This is a genomic window from Bacillus sp. UMB0893 (assembly GCF_002858905.1).
Classification (GTDB): domain Bacteria; phylum Bacillota; class Bacilli; order Bacillales; family Bacillaceae; genus Bacillus_P.
Genome location: NZ_PKLB01000001.1, coordinates 874,227 through 893,750, shown reverse-complemented (window position 1 = coordinate 893,750; position 19,524 = coordinate 874,227). Strand labels below are relative to the sequence as shown.

Sequence of the window (19,524 nt, the reverse complement as noted above, 5' to 3'; positions counted from 1 at the left end):
TCATCCTTCCGATTCTTCTACCTCTTCTTCCTTCAGATATTTAGTTACTTTAGATGTAAACAAAATACCGTGCAGGTGATCAATTTCATGCTGGATTGCTCTAGCTAAAAAACCATTTGCTTCAATGACAAATGGTTTGCCTTTTCGATTAAGTGCTTTGACTTTCACAAAGTCGCTGCGCTCTACTTCCCCATATAACCCAGGAAAGCTTAAACACCCTTCTGGACCATTTTGTGTGCCTTGCTCTTCTATTATAACTGGATTAATCAGTTCAATTGTTCCATGATGGTCGTCTATATCAACAACAGCAATTTGAACGGGAAGACCTATCTGCGGAGCTGCTAATCCTACTCCATCCAATTCAATCATTGTATCATACATATCTTTCAATAACTTTGAAAGTTTCCTGTCAAAAACAGTGACAGGTTCACATTCTTTTTCCAGCACTTCCGCTGGATGCAAAACAATAGATTTAATAGCCAATGAAACCTTCCTCCAAGTTTGTCTCTATTTTACTTAGTTTAGACGCCGTTCCTGCTTCTAAACCTACATTAGTGTATTTGGATTTAAATCGATGGAAATTGATAATTGATTTTGATTCATATCCTGCTGATAGTGTTCAATTACCTTCTTTAAAGTGTCGTAAAGATTGTCTTCACGCTTGTATTTTATCATGCATTGATAGCGATATCTATCGTTAATCCTAGGGATGGGAGACGCCACCGGACCCAGGATTTGAACAGTATCAGAAAGTCTTTGATAAAGATGCTTCGAAATTTTCTCAGTTACAGAAACGACTTTAAGAAGATCGGGATGTGACACCGTTACTAATGCAAGGTAATAAAAAGGCGGATAGGCATGCTGTTTTCTGGTGAGCATCTCCTGATTGTAAAAAGAGTCATAATCATGATGACTTGCAAGCTGAATACTGTAATGCTCGGGTGAATAGGATTGGACGACAACTTCACCCGGCAACTCATGTCTTCCAGCTCTTCCGCTCACTTGTGTCAGGAGCTGAAACGTCTTTTCGGTTGATCTGAAATCAGGCAAATGCAGCATTGTATCCGCCGTTAACACACCGACAAGAGTCACATCCGGAAAATCCAATCCCTTTGCGATCATTTGTGTCCCAAGGAGAATATCTGCATCTTTATTGCCGAACTGTGTGAGCAGTTTTTCGTGTGATCCCTTGCGGCTTGTTGTATCAACATCCATCCGGATGATTCTTGCCTCAGGCAATACTTTTGCAAGCTCTTCTTCTACACGCTGTGTTCCTGTTCCAAAGAAACGGATATGTTCGCTGCTGCATTCAGGACACTTGCTTGGCATAGGTTCTTCATGACCGCAATAATGGCATTTAAGCTGTGACCCTTGTTTATGGTACGTCAAAGAGATATCACAGTGCGGACACCCAGTAACACACCCGCAATCTCTGCACATCACAAATGACGAATATCCTCGTTTGTTTAAAAACAGGACGGATTGCTCGCTTTTTGAGATGCGCTCTTGCAGCTTTTCAAGCAGCGACGCAGAGAACATCGTCCGATTTCCGTTTCTAAGCTCTTCTCTCATATCAATCACTTCAACTTCAGGCAAAGGACGCTGATTGACGCGTTCTTTAAGTGAGAGGAGCTGATAAACCTTTTTTCCGGCTCTTGCAAACGACTCAAGCGAAGGTGTGGCACTTCCTAGAACGACAGGGCATTGATGAAATTCTGCGCGGTATATTGCGACATCTCTTGCGTGATAGCGCGGATTTTCTTCTTGCTTATAACTCCCCTCATGCTCTTCGTCAATAATAATCATTCCAAGGTTCCTAAAAGGTGCAAATACAGCTGATCTTGCACCAACAACTAATTTCACTTCACCGCGATGTATTTTTCTCCATTCGTCATACTTTTCACCAACAGAAAGTCCGCTGTGCAAAACGGCAACCTGGGAACCAAACCGGCCTTTAAATCGATGAACCATCTGAGGAGTGAGGGAAATCTCTGGAACGAGCACAATCGCTTCTTTTCCCTGCTTAAGAACAGATTCTATAGACTGAAGATAAACTTCCGTTTTCCCGCTTCCTGTTACCCCGTACATCAAAAACACTTCATGCTGATTTTTTTCAACAGCATTCAATATAGGAGCGATCGCAGTTTGTTGTTCAGCTGTTAAAGCGAGTGAAGCGGTTTTTTGGAATGATCGATTTTCATAAGGGTCCCGATACACTTCTACTTCTTTTACACTTAAGAGTTTCTTTTTAATAAGCGTTTTTACTGGAGAATCCGTCAAATCCAATTGTGTCAAGAGATCTTGCATCGGGACAGATCCGACTTTATTCTCTATAAAAAAATCAAGAACTTGTTTTTGTTTTGCAGCTTGAGCTGTGCATAACTCTGATTCTTTTCTCAATTCCTCGATTGAAACAGCTGGTGTGATGTGCTTAATCGTCTTCTTTCTATTTTTTTGTTTCACCTGATAAATGACTTCAAGCAATCCTCGTTCGATTTCCTTTTGAAACTCTTTTACAGAATCACTTTTTTCTATGTCTGTCCAATAAACACTTCTCTTGCTTTGAAACCAAGGAAGGACTTTATGGCTTAGCTTGAATTTGTCTTCTTCTGAAACAAGCACGATTTCCTTTTCATACTTTGCTTTCATTGCAGCTGGAAGCATCGCCTGAAAAGCAGAAATTTTAAAACATAACGTTTTTTCGGTAAGCCAATGCCCAATATCAAGCAATTCTTCTGTTAAAGCTGGTGTAATATCCATTACTTCAGCGATTGGTTTAACGCGATCAAAATCACAGTCATTCTTCAGTCCAATGACAAAACCTTGTACTTTGCGGGGTCCGAACGGCACAATCACTCGCATTCCGGGTTTTATGAAACCTGTCCATTTATCTGGTATACGATAATCGAATGCCCTGTCTGTTTGCATCGCTTTCACATCGACGATTACGCTAGCAAACTTCATGTTTTAAACTCCTTTTGTGAGACGAACAATCTCTTTTAATATTTGCTTCGCTACTTCTTGCTTTGAAAGAACAGGCAGCTCAATTTTTTCTCCATCTTTTTTATACATGGTGACAATGTTTGTATCTGTGCCAAAACCTGCTCCCTCTTGGGTCACATTGTTTGCGACAATCATGTCCAGATTCTTTTTTTGCAGCTTGCTTATGGCATACTCTTCGACATTTTCCGTCTCAGCTGCAAATCCTACTAGAATCTGCTGTTCTTTTCGTTGCCCAAGCTCTTTTAATATATCTTTTGTTCGTTCCATTTTAATCGTTAATGATCCATCCTGTTTTTTCATTTTTTGATCTAAAGCCTTGCTCGGTCGATAATCGGCAACAGCTGCAGATTTGATGACAATATCCGCCTCACCGTATCTGTTAAGTACCTCTCCATACATTTCTTCCGCTGATTCAGTAAAAATCGTTGTCACTCCTGCCGGTGGAATTAGATTAACAGGACCTGAAATCAATGTAACCTTTGCTCCCATTTGTTTTGCCGCTTCAGCAATCGCATAGCCCATCTTTCCTGAAGAATGATTAGTAAAATAGCGGACAGGATCCACTTTTTCACGAGTCGGGCCTGCTGTGATCATCACATGTTTGTCCTTTAATGGCTGATTTTCTTGTTCAGAGAAATAAGTTTTTATTAACGCAACGATTCTCTCAGGTTCTTCAAGCCTTCCTTTTCCTACATATCCGCAGGCTAAATACCCTTCACTTGGTTCAATATATTGATACCCATATTGGGACAATGTGAGAATGTTTTTTTGAACTGCAGGATGATCGTACATATGAACATTCATTGCAGGTGCAATCCATACAGGGGCAGTTGTCGCAAGCAATGTCGTCGTCAGCATATCATCTGCTATTCCATTTGCTAATTTGCCGATGACATTGGCAGTTGCAGGTGCGACTACAACCAAATCAGCCCAATCTGCTAAATCTATGTGTGAGATAACAGCAGGATTTTTTTCTTCAAACGTATCAACGTAAACTTCATTTCTCGATAGAGCCTGAAAGGTAAGCGGTGCAACAAATTCACGTGCTGAATTAGTCATAATCACCTTAATTTCGGCTCCAGTTTGGATGATTTTGCTTGTTAAAGCAGCTGCTTTATAAACGGCAATTCCACCGCTCACGCATAGCAGAATTTTTTTACCTTTCATTTCACATTCCCCCACGATAGTCATTGCTCCTATTTTACCAGTGAATGATTAAGAATGAAAAAATAACAACCCAAGCTGCTGCAGGTTGTTATTTTTCAGATGAATTTAATTAGTCTTGTTTTTCATAATCCAGCAGACCTGAATTAATTTCCTCAAGCGCCTTGCCGACATATTTATAAGAAACTGGCTTCACAATTTGCTGATCGTGATTTTCCTGCATTTCACGGGCGCGTCTTGCCGCTACCGTTACGAGTGTATATTTAGAGTCAAGTTTGTTCATGAGTTTATCAATAGATGGATATAACATATTATTTATTCAACCTCCAGCATTTTCTTATAACGAAGTGCAATGCGATCACGTCTGCAATGTTCTGCTGTGACTATCGCCCGAATACGGCCGCAGGCTAAGTCCACCTGGTCATTTTCGACGACATAATCGTACGCATCCATCATTTCAATTTCTTCTTTTGCAACCTTCATTCGATTATTGATAATATCCTGTGATTCCGTTCCGCGCGTCACAATCCGATTTTTTAATTCGCTGAGACTTGGAGGCATTAAGAAAATGAATAATCCTTCGGGAAACGATTTTCGGACTTGCAGCGCACCTTGAACTTCAATTTCAAGGAAGACATCTCTTCCTTCACTTAATGTTTTCTCCACGTAGTCAACCGGTGTTCCATAGTAATTGCCAACGAATTCTGCCCATTCCAATAATCGTTCTTCTTTAATCAATTGTTCAAATTCTTCTCTTGATTTAAAGAAGTAATCAACCCCGTCAACTTCACCTTCACGCGGCTTGCGCGTCGTCATGCTGATGGAATATTGAAAATCTGTGTCATTTTGTGAAAATATAGCCTTTCGCACAGTACCCTTACCAACACCAGAAGGACCCGAAAGTACGATGAGTAATCCTCTTTCTTTCATGTTCAGAACTTTCCCTACCCTTCATCCGTTAACTCGTCTTTATTTGAAAGCCTGTGGGCAACCGTTTCAGGCTGAACCGCAGATAGTATTATATGATCACTGTCCATGATGACCACTGCTCTAGTTCTGCGTCCATAAGTCGCATCAATTAGCATTGCGCGGTCACGGGCGTCTTGAATGATTCTTTTAATTGGAGCTGATTCAGGACTTACAATGGAAATAATGCGATTGGCAGAGACGATATTGCCGAAGCCAATATTGATTAACTTAATACTCATCTGTTCGCTCCCCCTAGTAAACGACAAAACTATTTTTGCCCTAAATGGCCCATTATAAACGATTTAACTGCTATTTATTGCTTTGTGTTCGAATAGATTGTAGTTTCTCGCAATTCGACTTTTTCCCGTCTATCATTAGGAATTCGAACTGCTTGCTAAAAATACACTTGAAGCTTTTCCGTAAATAACGATTGAATACACTATATGTGAATGAAAATCAGCAATATTTTAGAAAAAAGTCAATTTATTCTATGTTCTGGACTTGCTCTTTCAATTTTTCTATAATGCTTTTCATTTCTACTGTAGCCTTGGATATTTCCTGATCATTGGCCTTTGAGCCAATCGTATTAGCTTCTCTGTTAAGCTCTTGAACGATGAAATCTAATTTTCTTCCGATTGATCCTTTCATTTGCAGCGTTTCTCGGAATTGTAAGAGGTGGCTGCGGATTCTCGCAATCTCTTCTGTAATGTCCGATCTATCTGCAAAAAGAGCAGCTTCTGCTACGATTCTGCTATCATCAATCATCCCGTCCGATAATTCCGCAATCTTTTTTTCTAGCCTGCTTTTGTAGCGAATTACCACTTGAGGAGCTTGTTTTTCAATCCCGGATACATAAGATTCCATTTCTGTCAGCAGTTTCAGCAAATCTTTTTTCAGATGGCCGCCTTCTGCTATCCTCATCTCTTTAAGCTTTTGTGTGGCATCTTGGATAGAAGCAAAGAGTAAGGAATGAATTTCTTCATGTCCCTTTGTTTGTTCACCAATATTTATTATATTGTCAAGCTTTATTAGATCAGACACCTGCAGCCCATTCCTCAATCCATACCGGGATTCCATTTCTTTGGCAGCATGAACGTACTGATCAAGCAGCTTCCAGTCTACCTCGATAACTTGGTCTGCCAATGCTCCGCCATCAACTGTTATGTATAATTCTACGCGGCCCCTGTGAATGACAGAAGAAACCACTTTTTTGATTTTATCCTCAATGGACATCAATTGTCTAGGCATTCTTACGTTTATTTCAAAAAAACGGTGATTAACCGATTTCATTTCAGTCGTAATTGTCAGATTTTCGTTTCCAATCGATGATCTCCCATATCCAGTCATACTGCAAACCATTTGTTTTCACATCCAATTCTATGTACAAATCAATCTGTAATGCGGATTTAAAAAACACCTGACAAAAGAAAAGGTAATAGACTGAGCTATTACCTTTCGAATTATAGCATATTTTTACTCTTATTTCTTGTCGTTTAGGAAATTAATCAAGTAAAAATGTTTTGGATCATGATATAAAGTTATTTACGTCAAGCTCCTTGGTCAGAACGGATCTGCCAGTAACGTCAAAACTGCACTTTTTTGTCAGCTCCTTTTCTTCCTGCCTGCGCTTTTGTACTTAGAAATGAACCTGCCAGTAAGAAAGTAGGAATGGCGGATAATCCAAGCACAAGCAGCCAGTCTCTTGTCTGGATTGGCACCGTATGAAAGATCGGCTGCATTGGCTCAAAATAGATGACGGCGAGCATTAAAAGCACTGAAGAAATCACGGCTCCTACTAAATAAAGGTTCTCAAATGGGTTTCTTAAAAACACGGAGCGCTCGCTTCTGCAATCAAAAACATGGATTAATTGTGCCATAACCAATGTAGCAAAAGCGATTGTCTGTGCGTAGATTAAGTCTTCAGGATTCCGGTTATAGACAATCATAAAGGCTGCAAGCGTGACGATCCCAATCAGGAAGCCTCGCGAAATGACCTTCCATCCAAGTCCCCGTGCAAAAACTCCTTCTTTAGGATGTCTTGGCTTTCTTTGCATTAAATCTCCTTCAGGCTGATCTAATCCAAGCGCCATCGCCGGCAGCCCATCTGTAACTAAATTTACCCAGAGAATCTGGATAGGAACAAGAGGAAGCGGAAGAGCGAGAATCATAGCAAAGAGCATCACTAATATTTCCCCAACATTAGATGCTAGCAGGTACCGGATAAACTTGCGGATGTTTTCATAGATGTTGCGTCCTTCTTTTATGGCGAGTTTAATAGTTGCAAAGTTATCATCTACTAATACAAGAGCTGAAGCTTCTTTCGCGACATCTGTTCCAGTAATCCCCATTGAAATGCCAATATCAGCAGCTTTAATGGCGGGTGCATCATTTACCCCATCACCTGTCATTGCAACAATATGTCCTCTGCTCTGAAGCGCTTTTACGATTTTCAGTTTATGTTCAGGCGATACCCTTGCGAATACATAGACATCATCCACAACATCGACAAGTTCTTCATTTGACATGGCCTCAAGTGCCGCACCATCGATTACCTTTCCATTCACAGGCAATAAATCAAGCTGCTGCGCAATCGCTCTTGCAGTATTAACATGGTCACCAGTTATCATGACCGTCTTAATTCCCGCTTGTCTGCATTCTTTGACAGCTTGTTTCACTTCTGGACGCGGCGGATCGATCATTCCCTGCAATCCTAAGAAAACTAAGTTTTTCTCAGCTTCATGCTGGTGGTATACCGATTGAACGGATATAGGCTTAAACGCGACTGCGATGGTTCTTAATGCTTGAGAAGCCAGCTTGTCAATTGCTTCCTTTATTTTCGTTTCATATTTAGAAGAAAAATAGTGCTGTCTTTCGTCCCATAATACAAAATCTATTTGTTTCAGCAAGATATCAGGTGCACCTTTTGTAACGACAAAGCGTTTGCCGGTTTTATCCTCAATGATCACGCTCATCATTTTTCTGATAGAATCAAATGGAAATTCCTCAACAATCTTAAATTGACCTGATAATGTGTCCCTCGACAATCCCGCTTTCATTGCAGCGACGACTAAGGCTCCTTCCGTTGGATCTCCGTCCAAAATATAGTCATCATCTCTTTCATAAACATTTGCTGTATTGCAAAGCATGCCAAAAGTAAGAATTTGCTGAAGTGATTTATTTTCCTTTACCAGTATCTTTTGATCGTTCATGAAAAATTCGCCTTTTGGCTGATATCCCGTTCCGCTTAAATGCCATTCTTTACCTCCTGACCAAATATGCGTTACTGTCATTTTATTTTGAGTCATTGTCCCTGTCTTGTCTGAACAAATGACAGATGCACAGCCGAGTGTTTCAACCGCCGGCAGCTTCCTTACAATCGATCTCTGCTTAATCATCCTTTGAACGCCAAGTGATAGAGCAACCGTTACAATAGCTGGCAATCCTTCTGGAATTGCTGCAACTGCAAGCGAAACACCGGCTAAAAACATATCATAAAGCTGGTGGCCCTGCAGAACACCTGCCGCTACGACTAAACAGGTTAAGGCAAGTGCAACCACAATGAGAATTTTGCCAAGCTGCTCAAGCCTTCTTTGCAGCGGCGTTTCCATTGTTTCTGCTGATTGAAGCAAGTCTGCGATTTGTCCCATCGCTGTATTCATACCAGTTGCGACAACAGCTCCTACACCATTTCCGCGAGTAACAAGAGTTCCCATAAAAGCCATATTGGTTAGATCGCCAATACCCGCATGAGTTTCTGTGAGTGCATTCGTAAATTTAGACACAGGGAGAGACTCTCCTGTTAAAGCTGATTCTTCAATCTCTAAGCTTTTTGCTTCAATTAAACGCACGTCTGCTCCAATCCTATCACCGCTTGTAAATTTAACGATGTCACCTGGAACAAGCTCCTTCGATTGAAGCCTTGTCCATTCGCCTTCCCGAAGAACCTGTACTTGAGGCGCTGACATCTCTTTTAATGCTTCAAGTGACTTTTCAGCACGACGCTCTTGAAAGAATCCCAGAATTCCATTTATCAAGACGATAGCAATAATCGCAATCGCATCGATATATTCGCCGAGCAAGCCTGAAATCAAAGTGGCCGCTAATAAAACGAGAACCATAAAATCTTTAAACTGCTCCAAAAATAATAAAAGCGCTGACGGTTTCTCAGCTTCCTTTAGTTCATTAAATCCGTGATTTTTGACCCTTTTTAGGACATCTTTTTCAGATAATCCGTTTTCCCTGCTCGTATTAATTGACTGAAGTACTTCTTCCGGTCCAATTTCATGCCATTTCATGAATTATTTTTACACCTCTCAATACATGGATTAGTAGGACAATCTCTTATAATGTCAATTTATTCAGCCCCGTCCCAAAAAATGCTATAATAATTTGAATGTGGAGATTTGATCCAACTTACCTATAGAAAAGGGTGTTTGCGATGTCCTTTGATGGCATGTTTACATATGCAATAACAGAAGAACTAAAGAAAGAGCTGGAAAATGGAAGAATCTCAAAAATCCATCAGCCATATAAAAACGAACTCATTTTTGTCATTCGGGCAAATGGAGGAAATCATCGTCTCTTGCTTTCAGCTCATCCAAGCTACGCAAGAATTCACTTAACAACTGAAAGCTATGAAAATCCAAGTGAGCCTCCGATGTTCTGTATGCTTCTCAGAAAGCACCTCGAAGGCGCGGTCATCGAAAAGATAGAGCAAATTGAGTTAGAGCGGATTATCTATATTGATGTAAAAGGAAGAAATGAAATTGGGGATGTCACCTATAAACGCCTGATCATTGAAGTAATGGGAAGACACAGCAACATTATTTTGATTGACCGGGACAGAAACATGATCTTAGACAGCATTAAACACATTTCTCCTGCCGTTAACCGTCACCGGACAATCATGCCCGGGCAGGAATATGTTCTTCCTCCTGAACAAAACAAGCTGAACCCGTTTGAAGCAGAAGAAGAAACCATCCTGAAGAAAATCGATTTCAATTCAGGGAAATTGGATCAGCAGATCATGCAGCAATTTGCCGGAATCTCTCCTTTATTTGCGAGTGAAATCCTTTTTCAATCTGGTTTAGCCAATCGATCAACACTGCCGGCTTCATTTTTGAACTTAGTATCTAAAATCAAAAACAATCAGATTTCACCTACTATGATTGAAAGTGAAGCAAAGGAATACTTTTACATCCTTCCACTTTCCCATTTAAAAGGGACTGAGAAGGTATTTCCCTCTATTTCTATGCTTCTTGATCGCTACTACTACGGTAAAGCAGCAAGAGACCGTGTCAAGCAGCAAGGAAATGACTTAGAGCGATTTGTTCAAAATGAACTCAAAAAAAATAAAACAAAAATTAAAAAGCTTGAGGCAACGTTAAAGGACGCTGAAAAAGCTGAAAAATATAAACTTCAGGGCGAACTCGTCACAGCCAATCTGTATACGATCAAGCGCGGAGATAAGATAGCAGAGGTCATAAATTATTATGACGGTGAGATGATCAATATCACCTTGAATCCACAAAAAACACCTTCTGAAAATGCACAGTCGTATTTTCAGAAATACAACAAAGCGAAAAAATCTGTTGCTTTCGTTGAGGAGCAAATATCTTTGGCTAAAAACGAAATTGTTTATTTCGAGAATGTTTATCAGCAAATTGAATCTGCCTCTCCCAAGGATATTGAAGAAATAAGGGAAGAACTGATGGATGGCGGATATATTAAGAAAAAACAGGCTAAAGGCAATAAGAAAAATAAACCTGCAAAAGTCGTTCTTGAAAAATATGTATCCAGTGACGGCACTGAGATTTTAGTCGGTAAAAACAATAAACAAAATGAATATCTGACAAACCGAACGGCTGCAAGAGATGATGTATGGCTGCATACAAAAGATATCCCTGGTTCACATGTTGTCATTCGGAATTCCTCACCCAGTGCCGATACGATATTAGAAGCCGCCAATCTTGCTGCATACTTCAGCAAAGCAAAAAGTTCAAGCTCTGTACCCGTTGATTATACGAAGATCCGGCATGTCAAAAAACCAAATGGTTCAAAGCCGGGATTTGTCATTTATGATAATCAGCAAACCGTCTATGTTACTCCAGATCCGGATTTAGTGATTAATTTAAGAAAAGCATAAACTCGTTATGAGTTTATGCTTTTTCTTGCTAGACGCGAAAGGAACTCCTTCTTTTCATCCTGACTAAGAGGGCTTGCTTTTATTTGCTGCCGCTCGTTGAATAATTCATCCAGCTTTGAAATAAATTCATTATCAAATGGATCAAAGAACTGCTGACAAAGATCTTTCGCAAGCGTTGGGCTTGCCCCTTCCGTTGACACGGCAACTGTAAGTCTGCCCTTCTGATGAAAGGATGGCATCTGAACGTTCCCAAGTTCGGCCTGCCCGGCAATGTTCACTAGCTGATTTTGGTGTGCAGTTTTGGCAGCCCATTCATTTACATCTTTATTATCAGTTGCTGCGACAATTAGAAATGCTCCTGCTAAGTCTTCCTTGTCAGCTTCTTTTTGTATCCAATTAAGCTGCTTGTCTTCTGACAGCAACTTTATCTCATCAATAACTGAAGGACTGACAACCTCAATGAGAGCACCTTGCGTTAAGAAAACAGAAATTCTCCTGAAAGCGATTTTCCCGCCTCCAATAACGACAATCGGTTTATTCTTTACATCAATCATTAACGGCAGCATGGTTATCTTCCCTTTCTTGAAATGAGAAAAAAGACCCTTTATTATCAACTGCTTCGATAATTCGCTCTGTAAAGACTTGTTCAACCTTTGAATCATAGCCTAAATAACGGCATAATGTTAAATTCCCCTGACAGTTTCCGGTTACCTTTGCTTCAATTTCCTGCATAAGCAGCCCTGTAAACAGCAAATAAGGAACAATAAAGATCGTTTTATCTTTTACGGAAGAAAGAGAGTCCAGCATTTCATCAAAACTTGGTTTGGCAGCAGTCAAATAACAGGTTCGGATATCTTTTATACCAGATTTATCTTTGACTAGCTCTCCAATTGCCTGTAAATCTCTGATGACATCAGGATCAGAGCTTCCTCTGCCGATCAGGATAATCACTGAATCCGCATCTGCTCCCCCTTGTTCAGATACACGCTCCAGCACGCTTGAAGCCATCTTTTCATGAACGCCAATCGGTTTCCCATATGTCACTTTAACATTCGGATGTTTTTTTAAAGCTATTTTCACTTCACATGGAATATCTTCTTTTGCATGAACTGCAGTCAGCAATAGTAAAGGCACGACTGCAATATGTGTGGCTCCTTGCTTCACACAGGATGCAAATCCTTGTTCAATAGAAGGGGATGCAAGCTCTAAAAAGCAAATCTCTTGGATATCTGCCTCAATATGCTGCTGACATCTTTTAATAAAAGCGATTGCTTCCGCGCAAGCTTTTTTCACCCTGCTTCCATGACATACATAAAGCACAGCTTGTTTCATTTACAGAGCCTCGCTGATTGGAGAAGATTGCTGCAGTTTTTCCTCAAACCACTTTATTTTCTCGCGGCAGCGAACAACCTCCCCAATAATAATCATACTTGGATTTTGAATTTTTTCTTCTTTTGCGATATCTAATATAGTTGAAAGAGTGCCTGTAACCGTTTTTTGAACCTCTGTCGTTCCCCAGTGAACAAGTGCAACAGGAGTGTCTTCCTTTTTGCCGTATTTAAGAAGCTGCTCCTTTATATAAGGAAGGTTGTTTACACCCATATAAATGGCTAATGTATCAATCCCTTTTGCAAGGCTTTCCCACTTCTCATCTTCTTTAGCATCGTTTTTATGATGACCCGTTACAAACGCCACACTTGAACTTAATTCACGATGTGTAACAGGAATGCCTGCATAAGCAGCTGCCGCTATGCCCGAAGTAATTCCAGGGACGATTTCAAACGGTATTTTTTGCTTAGCGAGAGCTTCAGCTTCTTCCCCGCCGCGTCCGAATACAAATGGATCGCCGCCTTTTAATCTTGTGACAACTTTTCCGTTTTTTGCATAGCGAATGAGAAAATGATTGATGGTCTCCTGTTTCATCAAATGAAAATCAGGCAGCTTTCCGCAATAAATGAGTTCAGCTCCCTTTTTCGCATAAGTGAGCAGTTCTTTATTGACAAGACGGTCATATAAAATAACGTCTGCCTGCTGTATGCATTTTAAGGCTTTTAATGTGATCAGCTCTGGATCCCCTGGCCCTGCACCTACTAAATAAACTTTTCCCACGCTTAAACTCTCCCTCCTTTTTATATTAGCGAAATGTTTATTCCGTATTCCTGCGGATATTTCGTTTTTTTTAGAGTGACAGTTCATTATTCTTTAGCTTTCCAAAATATTTCCCAGTTCAATTTTATCATTTGAGGGATTTGAACTTTATTTTTCCGGAAGGTTTGAGAACCCTTTTATAAAAGAAGCCGTCAAACAATTCTTTATCATCTATTGTATCAAAAAATTCATCTCGATTTATCCCTGAGAACGGATCAAGACAAGTATTGCATGAATTATCTCAAGCAATACTTGCCTGAATTAATAAAATGGCTGTGTTCCCATAGTTTTTCTCAAATTTTAAAGATACAGACTATTCAGAACCCAGTAAATAGCTATAGCAGCAATGTTTACGAAAAGAGCCTATTAAATTAATCCCTTTTCGATAAGGGCTTTTGTCAATTGTTTGACGCACTCTTCTACCGAATACGTCTCGGTATCGAGGATAATCTCAGGATTCAGAGGCTCCTCATATGGAGCACTTATGCCTGTAAAATGTTTGATCTCCTCATTTCGTGCCTTTTTGTAAAGACCTTTCGGATCGCGTTTTTCACATTCTTCAATCGAGCATTTAACAAATACTTCCAGAAATTCATCTTTTTCAACTAATCCTCTGACAAGATCGCGATCAGTTCTATAAGGAGATATAAAAGCCGTTAATACAATTTGTCCGCTCTCGACGAAAAGCTTGGAAACTTCACCAATCCGTCTTATGTTTTCCTTGCGGTCATCCTCACCAAATCCTAAATCATTATTTAAGCCATGGCGGACATTATCACCGTCAAGAACAAATGCCTGGGTTCCGCGTTCAAATAACGTGCGTGCAAATGCATTTGCAACAGAAGATTTGCCGGATGCCGATAATCCTGTAAACCAGAGAATAAAGCTTTGATGCTTATTCTTTTCTCTTCTCTCTTTTTTTGAAATCGAGGCTTCATGCCATACAATATTGCTGCTCATCTCTGTTCGCTCCTTTTTATGAAACAACTTCTTTTCGAAGTCCATTTATTAATACTTCAATTACTTCCGGACGGCTGAATGTGCTTGGCGGCACCTCTCCGTTTCTTAGCATTTGTCTTACTTTTGTTCCTGACAGAATGATGTGATCCGAGCTGTCATGCGGGCATGTTTTCGTTGTAGCCATCCCTTCGCATTTGCTGCAGTAGAAGCTATGATCAAATTTTAATGGCTTGATTCCAAGTTCATCTTCCTCAAATTGATCAAATATTTTTTGAGCATCATATGTTCCGTAATAATCACCAACCCCAGCATGGTCTCTTCCGACAATAAAGTGAGTGCAGCCGTAATTTTTTCTGACAAGAGCATGAAAGATAGCTTCTCTCGGTCCTGCATATCTCATTGCAGCCGGGAAGACGCCAAGCTCAACCCGATCTTCCGGATAGTAATTCCGCAGAAGAACCTCATAGCTTTCCATCCTGATTTCAGCTGATATATCGTCTGACTTTGTTTCGCCGACAAGCGGATTTAAAAATAAGCCATCTACTGTTTCAAGTGCTGATTTCTGGATATATTCATGTGCTCTGTGCACAGGATTTCTTGTCTGGAACCCGACAACAGTTTTCCAGCCCTTGCTTTTAAAGATTTCTCTCATTTCGATTGGGTCAAACGTGTATTGTTTAAAAGGCTTTTCAGGTCTTTTTAGCAGAGTGATTTTCCCGCCTACATAGACTTCATTCCTTTCGTGCATTTTTTTCACACCTGGATGTGCAATATCTGATGTTCCATATACATTAATGGCTTCTTTTTCTTTATCCGGTTCATATACATCTTCAACCTGGATGAGCCCATAAATTTCACCTTTGTAATTGAGCTTGACCTTTTCCCCTGATATTAATTGCTTACTGGTTTCTCTTGAAACAGGCAATGTGATTGGGATGCTCCAAACCGTCCCTGAGGCAAGCCTCATATTCTCTACGACCTGCTCATAATCTTTTTTTGTAAGAAAACCTTCAAGCGGGCTGTATGCTCCGATCCCGATTAATTCCAGATCACTTAGTGCCATTGCATCGATTTCAATTTCTTTATGAATCTCCTGAGATTGTTCTTCTGGGTAATACGCTTGTATTAATAAACCTCCGTGCGGCTGTAAACTCATTTCTTTTTTCCTCCTAAACATACCATTTTAATTGGTTTTAATGCTAAATTCCTCCGCCTTCTTCGTGTACTGCCCGCTTTTCATCCCTCATTGCCCTCATCAAGCTAATGGCTCCCAAGGTTGCAAGCATGACACTTACAAGGACTACAATTGAATAGATGTCACTTTCTAAAAATAATTTAACTAAAAAATAAGAGATTGCAAGAGAAAATAACGGAGAGACAATCCAGATCCGGATAATCTTCTTCACGATATGCTTATGAAGAATCTCACTGCCGTTCTTTGCCATGCCAAGTCCAATGATAGCTGAAGATGTAACTTGAGTAAGGGGAACTGGCAATCCAAATATTGAACTTACAATAACTAGTGCAGCACCCGTACCCGAAATCAATATTCCTTCCGGCTTTGAGTATCTCGTTATTTTCTTCCCATTTGTTTCCAATACTTTTTTTCCAAGGAAAATGGCTCCTAATGCAACAAATGCCCCGCCTATCCAAATTCCTTTTGTTACTGAAATCATCCCTGCCCCTACAAGAGGTCCTACTGCGTTTGCAACATTGTTCATCCCCGCTGAAAATGCTTCTAAAAAGCCGGCAAGAATTAAAACAATTGTAAGCCTGGGGTGATCATGCAAAAATCCCTTATTCTGTATAACATATAACCCTTTTCCGAATAGCCAGGCTAAGCAAAATGCAGCAACTGGAACAATAATCCAAAAAAGCATGATGACCAGCAATGAATTTACATATAAAACCTGATAGGCAATTCCTACTCCCACAACCGCACCAACTGTTACCTCACTGGTAGAAAGCGGTATGCCGAGCAAGTTTGCAAAAAACAATGAACTTGTTGCGGAAACAATGATTATCAGCACAATTTTTACATTAATGATATCCTGCGGAATGATGCCGGAGCTGATCGTTTTTACGACCTCTCCTCCTCCGAGGACAGCTCCTAAAAAGACGCCGGCTGCACATATTAAAAGTGCATACCGTGCTTTTGGGACTGCACCTGACCCATAAGCAACTCCCATTGAGGCTGCAGCACCGCTTGCACCGATATTCATTGCAAAAAAGAGACTAATGACAAGAGCCATTATTTCAAGCACGAGGCAGACTCCTTATCCATGTAATCCGCACTCTGTTTTACCTTGCCCGCTCCATCTTCCAGAACGCAGATCATCGGCATTGAACGCTGGTGCAGTGCAATGTGAGCAGCCTATGCTAGGATAGCCATTGTCATGAAGTGGGTTGTATGGCAGATCATTCTTGTGTGCATACCGCCAAACATCTTTCCATGTCCAATGGATTAACGGACATATTTTAACGGATTTAAATTTGTCATCCCGGTTAATAAATTGTACATTCTTCCTTGTTTCAGATTGTTCGCGGCGCAGTCCTGAGATCCATGCTTCTGACTCTGATAGCGTTTCATTCAGAGGTGTAAGTTTTCTGATTTGACAGCATTGATTTGGATTGCTTTCCCATAATTTATCTCCAAATTCTGCTGCCTGCTCTTCCAGGGTGAGGCTGGGCTTTTTCATGATGATATTCAATTCAGGATACTTTTCCTTTACACGATCTATCGTTTCATACGTTTCTTTGAAATGAACGTCTGTATCCAGGAAAACGATTGTAGCATCAGGCCGGACCTTTGATATTAAATCCACCAGTACAATGCCCTCAATGCCAAAGCTGCATGCATAAACGATATCTTCGCCATAATGATCATAGCTCCATTTTAAAACGTTTAAAGCAGCTTTATATGTTTCATCAACCTCGAACTCAATAGTTGGCTCCTGCCATGTTTCATACGTAAGCATAATACACTTCCCTTCTATATAACACGTCCTGCCAAAGCAAAAAGAGGCATTTTAACAAGTGGCCTTATTCCCTGCTTTGTTAAAATGCCTCTAGTTTGTCTAGTCAGCACATTATTTACTTTTTTTGATCGAAAAGATTTTTGTTGACGCAGCTCTTTTCAAGTAAGCAGATACAGAATCAATTTAGTCCCAATTCCAACTGGACTAATGAAAGAACAAAGTTTACAAAAAGAGCCTATTTAATTCTTACTTTTTCATTCTTCTCAAGCTGAATCACTTTCCCATCCTGTACAATCAAGGTAACAGAACCATAATTCATTGTTTTCAGCATTTCACGCAATCTTTCCATTACGACTTCAAGATGATCTTCATTTCCCATTGCAGTCCCCCACTTCTTTTCTTATCCGCTAGTTTTGTTTTCAGAGAAATGCATCATTATCTGAGAAATAAAAAAAGCCTTCCAACTTGAAAGACTGTTCAGGCATGATTACCTTATCTTCCAAAATGGGATTTCATTTTGCTGGATTTAGCACCTTGCATTCAGCAGGTTGCCGGGCTTCACAGGGCCAGATCCCTTCGCCTCTCTGGATAAGTTTATTATATTTTTCTAAATTTTATCACAATTGTTTTATATGTCAACCCTAGTTTTTCGATAGGAATTAAAATATTTCATTTTTTCATTAAAAAACAACAAAATGGAAAATTTTGTGTTGACATTAATTCCGTTATTCCTAATGCTGAAATTACCTGCTTTGCAATACAACCCATTAAAGGATGTGATTGATTGTCAACTACAAGTCAGCTCTTAAAGGGCATCCTCGAGGGATGTATCCTAGCCATCAATGAAAAAGAGACGTGTATGGCTATGAATTAATGCAAAAGCTCGAACAGCATGGTTTTATATTTGTTAGTGAAGGAAGCATATATCCTCTGCTTCTGCGTCTTCAATAGGAAAAGCTTATTCAAGGTGAAATGAGAAAATCCGATACGGACCAAACCGCAAGTATTATTTTTTGACTGACGATGGGAGATCTTCGCTGAAAACAATCAGAAAAGACTGGCTTGACATTAGGAAACCTGTTACAAATTTGCTATTTCAAAAAGGGGAGGAATAAATGACTACAATGGAAATGAGACAAAGAATGGCTCTTCTGCAGCAAAAGCTTACAAAAGATAATAAAACAGCTTTTGAAAATATGTCCCTATTTATTTCAGCAAGTTCACGTTCTAAAAAGAGATAAAAAGGACCTATTATTAGAATTGCTTGAGCATTTAGTTCTTGCACAAAGGGATGGAAAGTCAGCAAATGACGTATTTGAAGACAATCTTGAAGCCTGCTGCAAGGAATTAATTTCAAACATGACAAAACCTGACCTGAAATTGAAATTACTTGATTTTGTTTTCTTTGGAATGGGAGCAGTGAGATTTTTTTCTCTAACACAAGGTATTCTAAATGGACTGTTCCTGCCATTCTTTCTTGAAATGATTGGTGAAACTAATTTACTTTCTGTTGCTTTTCTGTTTTTTATAACATATGGCTACAACAGCAATCTTTTTCTTATTCAAGCATTTTGTATTTAAGAAAAATGGCAAAGTGAAAATGATTCTTTTCCCGCTGGCATTAAGTATGCTGGTAATAACGATTCCTGTTTTTCTTTTTGCGGCTATTGACTTCCCAGCTGTTTCCAACCCGCCTATGCCTCAATGGATATACGTCATGACTGAAGTCGTGCTAATAGCCATGTCTTTTGCCTGGATTTTCAATTTAAGAGATGCATAATATAACCTGAAAACTTATATTGCTAAAAACTACAATCAATGTGAAAACAGCCTAGATTTATAAACTATTCTGAGGTGATCTGTATCCTATTTCCTTTTGTCATTACAATTTGCAGTCTCATTGCAGGTGCTTACTCTCTTGCTTATGCTCTTATTAAACAAGTTGATCATGGCTGTTTTCATTCAATAAAAGAAGAACAGACAGGTCTGTTTTATCTGTTTGGATGGATTGGCAGCATTAGCTTGTCGTTTTGCAGCAAGGTCTTTTCTGAACAATGGAAGGAAAAGGTGTTCAGATCCGGATACCTGCTATTAGGTATGGCGGCATTTACAAGCTCAATCATGATCTGGATCAATTAAAAAAGCAAAGTCAGCGAC

Annotated in this window: 21 protein-coding genes, 1 pseudogene and 1 riboswitch; of the genes and pseudogenes, 6 read left to right on the top strand and 16 right to left on the bottom strand. The window is 39.8% G+C overall.

The window, feature by feature from the left end:
* The 8 genes from def to CYJ36_RS04505 form a co-directional block, all read right to left on the bottom strand.
* Entirely contained in the window at positions 1-483 is a 483-nt protein-coding gene (gene def / locus CYJ36_RS04540; RefSeq protein ID WP_101565198.1) for a peptide deformylase, read from the bottom strand.
* Positions 484-546: 63 nt separating this feature from the next.
* The gene (priA, locus tag CYJ36_RS04535) at positions 547-2,964 is read right to left on the bottom strand and encodes a primosomal protein N' (protein ID WP_101565196.1); all 2,418 of its coding nucleotides are present in this window, start codon (positions 2,962-2,964) and stop codon (positions 547-549) included.
* A 3-nt stretch (positions 2,965-2,967) separates the two neighbouring features.
* A complete protein-coding gene (coaBC, locus tag CYJ36_RS04530) occupies positions 2,968-4,170 on the bottom strand; it encodes a bifunctional phosphopantothenoylcysteine decarboxylase/phosphopantothenate--cysteine ligase CoaBC (RefSeq protein ID WP_101565195.1) in 1,203 nt (400 codons plus the stop codon).
* A gap of 109 nt (positions 4,171-4,279) precedes the next feature.
* Positions 4,280-4,477, bottom strand: coding sequence for a DNA-directed RNA polymerase subunit omega (rpoZ, locus tag CYJ36_RS04525; protein WP_101565193.1), 198 nt, complete (start codon positions 4,475-4,477; stop codon positions 4,280-4,282).
* Positions 4,478-4,482: 5 nt separating this feature from the next.
* Positions 4,483-5,097 carry a guanylate kinase gene (gmk, locus tag CYJ36_RS04520; protein WP_101565191.1) on the bottom strand — a complete coding sequence of 205 codons (615 nt, stop codon included), beginning with the start codon at positions 5,095-5,097 and terminating at the stop codon, positions 4,483-4,485.
* Between the two features lie 14 nt (positions 5,098-5,111).
* Positions 5,112-5,375: an extracellular matrix/biofilm regulator RemA gene (gene remA / locus CYJ36_RS04515; protein ID WP_029281439.1), complete on the bottom strand. Its 264-nt coding sequence runs from the start codon at positions 5,373-5,375 to the stop codon at positions 5,112-5,114.
* 244 nt (positions 5,376-5,619) lie between these two features.
* Complete coding sequence (locus CYJ36_RS04510) at positions 5,620-6,483, bottom strand: YicC/YloC family endoribonuclease (protein WP_219621066.1); 864 nt, start codon at positions 6,481-6,483, stop codon at positions 5,620-5,622.
* 236 nt (positions 6,484-6,719) lie between these two features.
* Positions 6,720-9,431 (bottom strand): calcium-translocating P-type ATPase, SERCA-type, encoded by a 2,712-nt coding sequence (locus CYJ36_RS04505; RefSeq protein WP_101565187.1) that lies wholly within the window; start codon positions 9,429-9,431, stop codon positions 6,720-6,722.
* Between the two features lie 143 nt (positions 9,432-9,574).
* On the opposite strand from CYJ36_RS04505, the gene CYJ36_RS04500 reads away from it, so the two are divergent.
* The gene (locus CYJ36_RS04500) at positions 9,575-11,281 is read left to right on the top strand and encodes an Rqc2 family fibronectin-binding protein (protein WP_180850070.1); all 1,707 of its coding nucleotides are present in this window, start codon (positions 9,575-9,577) and stop codon (positions 11,279-11,281) included.
* 5 nt (positions 11,282-11,286) lie between these two features.
* On the opposite strand, the gene CYJ36_RS04495 is transcribed toward CYJ36_RS04500, so the two are convergent.
* The 8 genes from CYJ36_RS04495 to CYJ36_RS04460 all read right to left on the bottom strand — a co-directional run bounded on the left by CYJ36_RS04495 (position 11,287) and on the right by CYJ36_RS04460 (position 17,746).
* Positions 11,287-11,847 carry an NAD(P)-dependent oxidoreductase gene (locus tag CYJ36_RS04495; protein WP_180850068.1) on the bottom strand — a complete coding sequence of 187 codons (561 nt, stop codon included), beginning with the start codon at positions 11,845-11,847 and terminating at the stop codon, positions 11,287-11,289.
* A complete protein-coding gene (locus CYJ36_RS04490; protein WP_142382677.1) occupies positions 11,828-12,613 on the bottom strand; it encodes a sirohydrochlorin chelatase in 786 nt (261 codons plus the stop codon). Before CYJ36_RS04490 ends, CYJ36_RS04495 begins: the two co-directional genes overlap by 20 nt.
* Positions 12,614-13,390 carry a uroporphyrinogen-III C-methyltransferase gene (gene cobA / locus CYJ36_RS04485; protein ID WP_101565181.1) on the bottom strand — a complete coding sequence of 259 codons (777 nt, stop codon included), beginning with the start codon at positions 13,388-13,390 and terminating at the stop codon, positions 12,614-12,616. It lies immediately after the preceding gene.
* A 405-nt stretch (positions 13,391-13,795) separates the two neighbouring features.
* Positions 13,796-14,389 (bottom strand): adenylyl-sulfate kinase, encoded by a 594-nt coding sequence (gene cysC / locus CYJ36_RS04480; RefSeq protein ID WP_101565179.1) that lies wholly within the window; start codon positions 14,387-14,389, stop codon positions 13,796-13,798.
* 16 nt (positions 14,390-14,405) lie between these two features.
* Complete coding sequence (gene sat, locus CYJ36_RS04475; protein WP_101565177.1) at positions 14,406-15,545, bottom strand: sulfate adenylyltransferase; 1,140 nt, start codon at positions 15,543-15,545, stop codon at positions 14,406-14,408.
* A 43-nt stretch (positions 15,546-15,588) separates the two neighbouring features.
* Positions 15,589-16,641: an inorganic phosphate transporter gene (locus CYJ36_RS04470; RefSeq protein ID WP_101565684.1), complete on the bottom strand. Its 1,053-nt coding sequence runs from the start codon at positions 16,639-16,641 to the stop codon at positions 15,589-15,591.
* A 24-nt stretch (positions 16,642-16,665) separates the two neighbouring features.
* Complete coding sequence (locus CYJ36_RS04465; protein ID WP_101565175.1) at positions 16,666-17,367, bottom strand: phosphoadenylyl-sulfate reductase; 702 nt, start codon at positions 17,365-17,367, stop codon at positions 16,666-16,668.
* A gap of 235 nt (positions 17,368-17,602) precedes the next feature.
* Complete coding sequence (locus CYJ36_RS04460; protein ID WP_101565173.1) at positions 17,603-17,746, bottom strand: YezD family protein; 144 nt, start codon at positions 17,744-17,746, stop codon at positions 17,603-17,605.
* A 110-nt stretch (positions 17,747-17,856) separates the two neighbouring features.
* Positions 17,857-17,962, bottom strand: a riboswitch (SAM riboswitch).
* Positions 17,963-18,151: 189 nt separating this feature from the next.
* Here CYJ36_RS04460 and CYJ36_RS04455 point away from each other — a divergent pair.
* From CYJ36_RS04455 to CYJ36_RS04440, 5 genes and pseudogenes are all read left to right on the top strand, one after another.
* Positions 18,152-18,482: pseudogene (locus tag CYJ36_RS04455) on the top strand (PadR family transcriptional regulator).
* Positions 18,483-18,608, top strand: a complete 126-nt coding sequence (locus tag CYJ36_RS24290; RefSeq protein WP_257962389.1) for a hypothetical protein — start codon at positions 18,483-18,485, stop codon at positions 18,606-18,608.
* A 19-nt stretch (positions 18,609-18,627) separates the two neighbouring features.
* Positions 18,628-18,948, top strand: coding sequence for a hypothetical protein (locus CYJ36_RS24020; protein ID WP_101565171.1), 321 nt, complete (start codon positions 18,628-18,630; stop codon positions 18,946-18,948).
* Positions 18,949-18,994: 46 nt separating this feature from the next.
* Positions 18,995-19,147 carry a hypothetical protein gene (locus CYJ36_RS24015; RefSeq protein ID WP_219621065.1) on the top strand — a complete coding sequence of 51 codons (153 nt, stop codon included), beginning with the start codon at positions 18,995-18,997 and terminating at the stop codon, positions 19,145-19,147.
* A gap of 74 nt (positions 19,148-19,221) precedes the next feature.
* Positions 19,222-19,506 (top strand): hypothetical protein, encoded by a 285-nt coding sequence (locus tag CYJ36_RS04440; protein WP_101565167.1) that lies wholly within the window; start codon positions 19,222-19,224, stop codon positions 19,504-19,506.
* The last annotated feature ends 18 nt before the right edge of the window (positions 19,507-19,524 follow it).

Bases quoted from the DNA above. Each gene is read 5' to 3' on its own strand.
- priA (WP_101565196.1), bottom strand. From the start codon at position 2,964: ATGAAGTTTGCTAGCGTAATCGTCGATGTGAAAGCGATGCAAACAGAC.
- coaBC (WP_101565195.1), bottom strand. From the start codon at position 4,170: ATGAAAGGTAAAAAAATTCTGCTATGCGTGAGCGGTGGAATTGCCGTT.
- rpoZ (WP_101565193.1), bottom strand. From the start codon at position 4,477: ATGTTATATCCATCTATTGATAAACTCATGAACAAACTTGACTCTAAA.
- gmk (WP_101565191.1), bottom strand. From the start codon at position 5,097: ATGAAAGAAAGAGGATTACTCATCGTACTTTCGGGTCCTTCTGGTGTT.
- remA (WP_029281439.1), bottom strand. From the start codon at position 5,375: ATGAGTATTAAGTTAATCAATATTGGCTTCGGCAATATCGTCTCTGCC.
- CYJ36_RS04510 (WP_219621066.1), bottom strand. From the start codon at position 6,483: ATGACTGGATATGGGAGATCATCGATTGGAAACGAAAATCTGACAATT.
- CYJ36_RS04505 (WP_101565187.1), bottom strand. From the start codon at position 9,431: ATGAAATGGCATGAAATTGGACCGGAAGAAGTACTTCAGTCAATTAAT.
- CYJ36_RS04500 (WP_180850070.1), top strand. From the start codon at position 9,575: ATGTCCTTTGATGGCATGTTTACATATGCAATAACAGAAGAACTAAAG.
- CYJ36_RS04495 (WP_180850068.1), bottom strand. From the start codon at position 11,847: ATGCTGCCGTTAATGATTGATGTAAAGAATAAACCGATTGTCGTTATT.
- CYJ36_RS04490 (WP_142382677.1), bottom strand. From the start codon at position 12,613: ATGAAACAAGCTGTGCTTTATGTATGTCATGGAAGCAGGGTGAAAAAA.
- cysC (WP_101565179.1), bottom strand. From the start codon at position 14,389: ATGAGCAGCAATATTGTATGGCATGAAGCCTCGATTTCAAAAAAAGAG.
- sat (WP_101565177.1), bottom strand. From the start codon at position 15,545: ATGAGTTTACAGCCGCACGGAGGTTTATTAATACAAGCGTATTACCCA.
- CYJ36_RS04470 (WP_101565684.1), bottom strand. From the start codon at position 16,641: ATGGCTCTTGTCATTAGTCTCTTTTTTGCAATGAATATCGGTGCAAGC.
- CYJ36_RS04465 (WP_101565175.1), bottom strand. From the start codon at position 17,367: ATGCTTACGTATGAAACATGGCAGGAGCCAACTATTGAGTTCGAGGTT.
- CYJ36_RS04460 (WP_101565173.1), bottom strand. From the start codon at position 17,746: ATGGGAAATGAAGATCATCTTGAAGTCGTAATGGAAAGATTGCGTGAA.
- CYJ36_RS24290 (WP_257962389.1), top strand. From the start codon at position 18,483: ATGACTACAATGGAAATGAGACAAAGAATGGCTCTTCTGCAGCAAAAG.
- CYJ36_RS24015 (WP_219621065.1), top strand. From the start codon at position 18,995: ATGCTGGTAATAACGATTCCTGTTTTTCTTTTTGCGGCTATTGACTTC.